The sequence below is a fragment of the Citrobacter sp. wls718 genome (assembly GCF_005280945.1).
In the GTDB taxonomy this organism is placed as follows: Bacteria; Pseudomonadota; Gammaproteobacteria; order Enterobacterales; family Enterobacteriaceae; genus Citrobacter; species Citrobacter gillenii.
On record NZ_SZWV01000019.1, the window covers coordinates 3,614 to 9,777 of the forward strand.

At 44.8% G+C, this 6,164-nt stretch carries 7 protein-coding genes; 5 read left to right on the forward strand and 2 right to left on the reverse strand.

The window, feature by feature from the left end; all coding sequences use genetic code 11:
* Positions 1 to 105 precede the first annotated feature (105 nt).
* The 5 genes from FDW95_RS03490 to FDW95_RS03515 all read left to right on the forward strand — a co-directional run bounded on the left by FDW95_RS03490 (position 106) and on the right by FDW95_RS03515 (position 4,076).
* The gene (locus FDW95_RS03490) at positions 106 to 849 is read left to right on the forward strand and encodes a hypothetical protein (protein ID WP_024154759.1); all 744 of its coding nucleotides are present in this window, start codon (positions 106 to 108) and stop codon (positions 847 to 849) included.
* A gap of 3 nt (positions 850 to 852) precedes the next feature.
* Positions 853 to 1,092: an ogr/Delta-like zinc finger family protein gene (locus tag FDW95_RS03495; RefSeq protein ID WP_115257877.1), complete on the forward strand. Its 240-nt coding sequence runs from the start codon at positions 853 to 855 to the stop codon at positions 1,090 to 1,092.
* Positions 1,093 to 1,107: 15 nt separating this feature from the next.
* On the forward strand, positions 1,108 to 1,674 hold the full coding sequence (locus FDW95_RS03500; RefSeq protein WP_115257878.1) for a phage polarity suppression protein: 567 nt from the start codon (positions 1,108 to 1,110) through the stop codon (positions 1,672 to 1,674).
* A gap of 367 nt (positions 1,675 to 2,041) precedes the next feature.
* Positions 2,042 to 2,755 carry a hypothetical protein gene (locus FDW95_RS03510; RefSeq protein WP_115257879.1) on the forward strand — a complete coding sequence of 238 codons (714 nt, stop codon included), beginning with the start codon at positions 2,042 to 2,044 and terminating at the stop codon, positions 2,753 to 2,755.
* 40 nt (positions 2,756 to 2,795) lie between these two features.
* On the forward strand, positions 2,796 to 4,076 hold the full coding sequence (locus FDW95_RS03515; protein WP_115257880.1) for a hypothetical protein: 1,281 nt from the start codon (positions 2,796 to 2,798) through the stop codon (positions 4,074 to 4,076).
* 89 nt (positions 4,077 to 4,165) lie between these two features.
* Here the strand turns inward: FDW95_RS03515 and FDW95_RS03520 are convergent, their stop codons facing one another.
* Together FDW95_RS03520 and FDW95_RS03525 are read right to left on the reverse strand one after the other, a co-directional pair.
* Positions 4,166 to 5,428, reverse strand: coding sequence for an integrase arm-type DNA-binding domain-containing protein (locus FDW95_RS03520; RefSeq protein WP_087878613.1), 1,263 nt, complete (start codon positions 5,426 to 5,428; stop codon positions 4,166 to 4,168).
* 199 nt (positions 5,429 to 5,627) lie between these two features.
* Positions 5,628 to 6,164 (reverse strand): site-specific integrase (locus tag FDW95_RS03525; RefSeq protein WP_170972975.1); only part of this gene is annotated, 537 nt, incomplete at its 5' end.

The window sequence follows — 6,164 nt, forward strand, 5'->3', positions numbered from 1 at the left end:
TTTTTAAGGTCTGTTTGTGCCAGCACTCTGACAACGGCAATGAATCGTGTTGTTGTGCAGGAGGCGTCAGAATCATTTCAGGTTGAACACACGGAGAGCCTGAACATGAAACCCGAACTCATTATCAAAGCCATGCAGACCGTTATCAGTAAACAGGATGAAGGCGCGGAACAACGTATTGCCGGTGCGCTGGCCGCACTTAATGAAGCAAAAGACGCACACACGGCCAGCATGGGTAAACTCAGCGACATTGAGGCTTCCATTCAGCGTTGTGAGCAGGAACGACAGACTGCCCTCAGTGAAAGCGCACAGGCCGAACAGGACTGGCGCAGCCGCTTTCGAACCCTGCGCGGCAACCTCACTCCTGAACTGAAAGCTGAACACAGTAAACGTATCGCCAGCCGAGAACTGGCTGATGAGTTCACCGGTCTGATTACCGAGCTGGAGAAAGACAAAGGCCTCGCCATGCTTGGCGCATGCTCCTCCGGTACGGCTTATATCAGCGCCCACGAAAAAGCATTCACCACTTACGCCAACAGCGAATGGAAGAAAGTGCTGGCCGGTATCAGCCCTGCACTGTTACGTGCCTTCCTGTTGCGTATACGGTCGCTGGAAATGAGCGGAGAAACCTCGCCGCGTGCGACCGTGACCCGCGAGCTGGGCGATGCCCTGAATCTGCAGTCAGCCCTGTATCATTTCGATATGGAGCAGGAGCCGGTTCTGTCCGTAACGGGCATGAATCGCCCGGTCATAACCGGGGTTGATATGGCGCTGTTAAGAAGCCCGGCCAGACGAATGAAGCTTGCCGCTGAACTGGCCGCAAAAGACCACGAACAGGCAGAGGGCTGAATTATGTTTCACTGTCCGTTCTGCAAAAAGACCGCGCACGTCCGTACCAGCCGTTATCTGTCGGAAAACGTCAAACAACGTTATCACCAGTGTACCAATATCGAATGTTCGGCCACTTTCCGCACCATCGAGTCGGTTGACGGTGTGATACGTGCCGCCCCGGAGAAACCCGACCCCGCGCCGGTGGCGCCACCACCGCCGCGTAAGGTGCAGGGCTGCTACAGTTTGCCGTTCCGGCATTAATCAGGAGAGAAACACGTGACCACTGTGACCATACAGCAGGCCTTTGAGGCATGTCAGACGAACAAAAACACCTGGCTGAAACGTAAAGCCGAACTGGCCGATCTTGAACGGGAATACCGTGAACAGCTCCTTGCCGGTGACGAACAAATCCCGCGCAGAATGCAGGATTTGCGCGACAATATCGACGTGAAAAGGTGGGAGATTAATCAGGCCGCCGGTCGCTATATCCGCTCACATGAGGAGGTGCAGCACATCAGCATCCGCAACCGGCTCCATGACTTTATGCAGCAGCGCGGCGCGGAGCTGGCCGCCACGCTGGCACCTGAGCTGATGGGATATCACGAACAGCTTCCCGCAGTAAAACAGAGCGCCATGCAGCACTCGGTCGATTATCTGCGTGAAGCCCTGTCGGTGTGGCTGGCCGCAGGTGAAAAAATTAATTATTCCGTGCAGGACAACGATATTTTAACGGCCATCGGATTCAGGCCTGATGCGGCTTCGCGGGATGATAATCGCGAGAAATTCACCCCGGCACAGAACCTGATTTACACCCGCCGACGTGCAGAACTGGCCGCACGGTAGCACGCAAAAAAATCCCCGAAAATTCCGCTATTTTTGCCGAAAAAAGCCATGCATCCATAAGGTGCATGGTTTTGCATGCAAATCCCCGTATTTTTTATCCCACGCAACACCAGTACCGGCGCGGCCTGAGGCCGTTCATGCACCTGCATTAAAAGCGACCTCTTAAGCGGGCAGGCGTGGCGGGGAGAGCATTGCGCGCCAACATCAGAAGCATTATTAGAAATTGATGACCTTTCAATCATAAATGATGTAGCCTTATAACACTTGTAATACAATCACATTGAGCTGATTCGAAATTTAAGCAACAAAATGATGAATCTTAAATTTTCATCATTAGAGAGATTAAATATTAAATTACAGGGTAATCATGAAAATTAAAAATGAGATCTCAGCAGCCACAATCCTTTCAATAATGATGTTCATTTCAGTTTATGCTTTCAAAAGTGGCGAAGCTATGTTTTTTGGCTATCCGTCATATTATATTTATTTAGATACAAATGAGGTCATTAACACCTTACTTAAACTATCAGTTGTAATAATAACGCTTATCACACTAACTCTATTTATACGCATCCCCACCAAATTTTTTATTTTATTTGTTGCTGTAGCACTTATCACAAAATTCATAAGAATTGCTGTTTTAAGCCATCACCAGCCCTTAAATGTCATGGCTGTAATAAATCTTGGCACTAGTCATATTCTTTTTATATGCTTGTTATTCTTAATTCCAAAAGCTATTAAGCAAGAAACTGTATATTACTCATTGAATGCTAAGCCATGTATGTTGGCAGTCCTAGCCTTCCTTAGCTTCTCCTATTTCTTCGGACTTAATTACCATAGTTTTTTCCCTGGTGGAATTTGGCAAACAGATGATGAAAAAGTTGTAGTTGGACGATACCAAGACAAATTCATCTTGAGACAATGCAACAATGGCAAGGCTTTATTCTATATAGATGAAATTAGTAAAAGTAAGTTTGAGAAATTTAAAATTGACACCCGTAGCGTTCTTCTTCTTAGATGTCAAACAGAACTCGATGAGATGAAAAAAAACAGAACCAATGGTAAACTGGTAATACTATAACCATCAATTCAATCAGAACATTAATATTGAGAAGTTAAAAATGAAAAGAATAATATTTTACTCTTGGCAATCCGATTTACCGTCAAAATCGAATAGAAATATAATTGAGGGCGCTTTAAAAAAAGCTTTATCTGCGATAAAAAAAGATGCAAGTGAAACCGTTGAACCTGTGCTGGATCGAGATACTGCTGGAACCCCTGGCTCGCCATCAATAAGCGATACGATTTTTAAAAAAATATCGACATCAGATGTTTTTATAGCAGACGTTTCGATTATTAATGCTTCTGAGAGTAGCAAAAAAACTTCAAACCCAAATGTTTTAATTGAGCTAGGATTCGCTATTTCTCAATTAGGGTGGGATAGAATAATTCTTATACAAAACACATTTTTTGGTGGGCCAGAAGAATTACCTTTTGATTTACGCGGGCGCAGAGTTGTCACTTATAGTTACGATCCAGAAGATGATACCAAGTCTGAAGTAAGAGGTATATTACAAGGCAGACTTGAACATGCTTTAAAATATGCACTGAAAGACTCAAGCGTCGGTTCGTTACAAAGCGGTTCAAGTGCCCCTGTATGGTGGGGCGAATGGATTAATTACAATCATAATAGAAGCTATGGAGGACATTTATTCATAAGAGAAACATCCTCAGCTGGTTTTTTATTTGACCTATCAGTTTATAGTGGTTCTCATTCTGGTAAAATAACATCACAAGCTGTCTTTGTCTCAAGAGATATGGCGTATGCAAAAATACAAAACCAGAATGGTGAATATGGTGAAATCAGTTTCAGACGCAACATAGTTGATGGGAAAAAATTTCTATCTATAGATGAAACAGCTGATTGTTCAAGCCATAGAGGTATGGGCGTAATATTTAGTGGTGAATTCCAATGGTCCAGTGATAATCTTTTTGAACTAGGATTTTTAAACGAACTTGACTTACAAAGAATATACAGTGTTTTAGGCTCATATTATTTTGATTTTAAAAAGAGAATGGAAGGTATCGGTGAAGGCGAAAATCTAGATACTTTTGAGGCCAAAGTTTTTTATGGCGGCGTTAGAGGAATGTATACCTATATGGAAGGGATAATAATGCTCTCTTCAGAAGGAGGGATATGGCTGGCATATTTAGATGACAATGATATTAAATACTTCACCAATGACATTAACTGGAAAACCAAAACACCTAGGACAATTGATAATTGGCGTAGTCGATTTCAACAGGTAGAAATAAAATACATATCAGATACAAGTACTTTACCACATGATGCCTTAGGCGAAATACTCAAAAATTTAGAAGATGAAATGACAGAAGAATAGAAATAAAAACAGTGAGTATATTAAGGCATCGTTTGACCATTGATGCTTCAATATACTCACATTGACTAAAAAAATAACCTCTTAATAGTTTACTCCCTTTTATTTTTAGCATAATCGTATGGACTCACTTCGCTCGATTTATTTGCATCAAGGTAATCTGACCACCATTGCACCATCATACGACGTTCATCCAAATGCTCAGATGTATGAATATAAGCTGCACGTACATTATTTCGCTCTGAATGGCTCAATTGTCGCTCTATAGCATCATCACTCCATAACCCCGACTCACCCAATGCACCACGCGCCATTGTTCTAAATCCATGCCCGCAGACCTCAGTTTTCGTGTCATATCCCATCGCACGTAATGCGCTGTTCACCGTGTTTTCACTCATAACCTTAGTTGCGTCATGATCCCCCGGAAACAGCAGCTCTTTATCACCACTAATCTGCTTTAACTGGTCTAACAAAATCATCGCCTGCCGACTAAGCGGAACGATATGCTCCTCTTTCATCTTCATGCCACGATACGAGTAACGCACGCCTTTAATTTCTTCTCGTTTTGCAGGTACTCGCCAGAGAGATTTATCGAAGTCGAACTCATCCCAACGCGCGAAACGTAACTCACTGGAACGCACAAAAGTTAGTAAGGAAAGCTCGACCGCGATCCGCGTCATTACCCGACCGCGATATGCAGCAAGACGAGCAAGAAACTCAGGGAACCGGCTTGAAGGTAAAGCGGGGTAATGTCGCGCTTTGGTTGTCGATAGCGCACCGGCCATATCACTTGCTGGATTTGAGTCGATGTAATCGTTCTGTACGGCATAACGCATAATGGCCGTGACGCGCTGTTGTAGGCGCTGAGCGACATCGTGTTTACCACTGGCATCAACTTTTTTAATCGGGGCTAACAGGTGGCTGGTTTTGAGCTGGCGAATGTCGGACGAACCGATATGAGGGAAGATATAAAGCTCAAGATAGCGAAGAACACGCGATCGATGATCTTCACTCCATCGCTTGTTACTGGCATGCCATTCGCGAGCAATGGTTTCGAAAGTATATGCACCCGAATTCTCGGCCTGAGCTTCTTTCTGTTCGGCTTTTGGGTCAATGCCCAGCACTAACAGCTTTTTAGCTTCATCGCGCTTTGCTCTTGCCTGAGCAAGCGTCACCGTAGGCCAAACACCAAAAGCGAGGCGATCCTCTTTTTTGTCAGAGGGCCGTCTGTATTTCATGCGCCAGTATTTAGACCCCTTGGCCGAAACCTCAAGGTACAAACCACCGCCATCGGCCATTTTGTAGGTTTTGTCTTTTGGCTTTGCGGTCTCGACCTGTCTGGCGTTGAGCTTCATTTGGGGGCACATTTCTAATCGAAGTTAAGATGCCCCCAATTATGCCCCCAATGACATCCGGATTTCAACGGACGACCTCGGACGACTCAGGACGTAAAGTTCGCTGCAATCATTGATTTTTAAGGGATAATTGGACTTTCTCGGATGGTCTTGGGGAAGTACTAATGGTGCCGAAGGCCGAACTCGAATCGGCTCTTCATTAACTAACTCTGGCAACGTTTCCATCCAATCGCAATCCATCCAAATAGTCCCCATACCACTGCATCATCTCTTTCCTCCCTTCAAGATACTGCGCATGGTTATAGGTCCCGCGAATCGCGTTCTTGTCCACATGCGCGAGCTGGGTCTCAATCCAAGCAGTGTTGAATCCTTCCTCATGCAAGATTGTGCTCATGGTGTGACGAAAACCATGTCCGGTTGCTCTCTTATCGTAACCAATCCTTTTAATAACCATATTGATGCTGGCTTCGCTCATTGGTTTATTAACATCGTTTCGACCTGCAAAGATAAACTGGTAAGTACCGGTCAATTGCTTTAGTTGCCGAAGTGCTGCTATGGATTGAGCAGAAAGGGGGACTATGTGGGGTCGCCTCATCTTCATTCTACTTTTCGGTATTTCCCAGATATGGTTTTCGAAGTCGATTTCACTCCATTCTGCCATACGTAATTCGACGGTTCGTAAGCCCGTAAGCATGAGTAGTCGGGTCGCCAGATGATGTAGCCCCCTGAAACACCG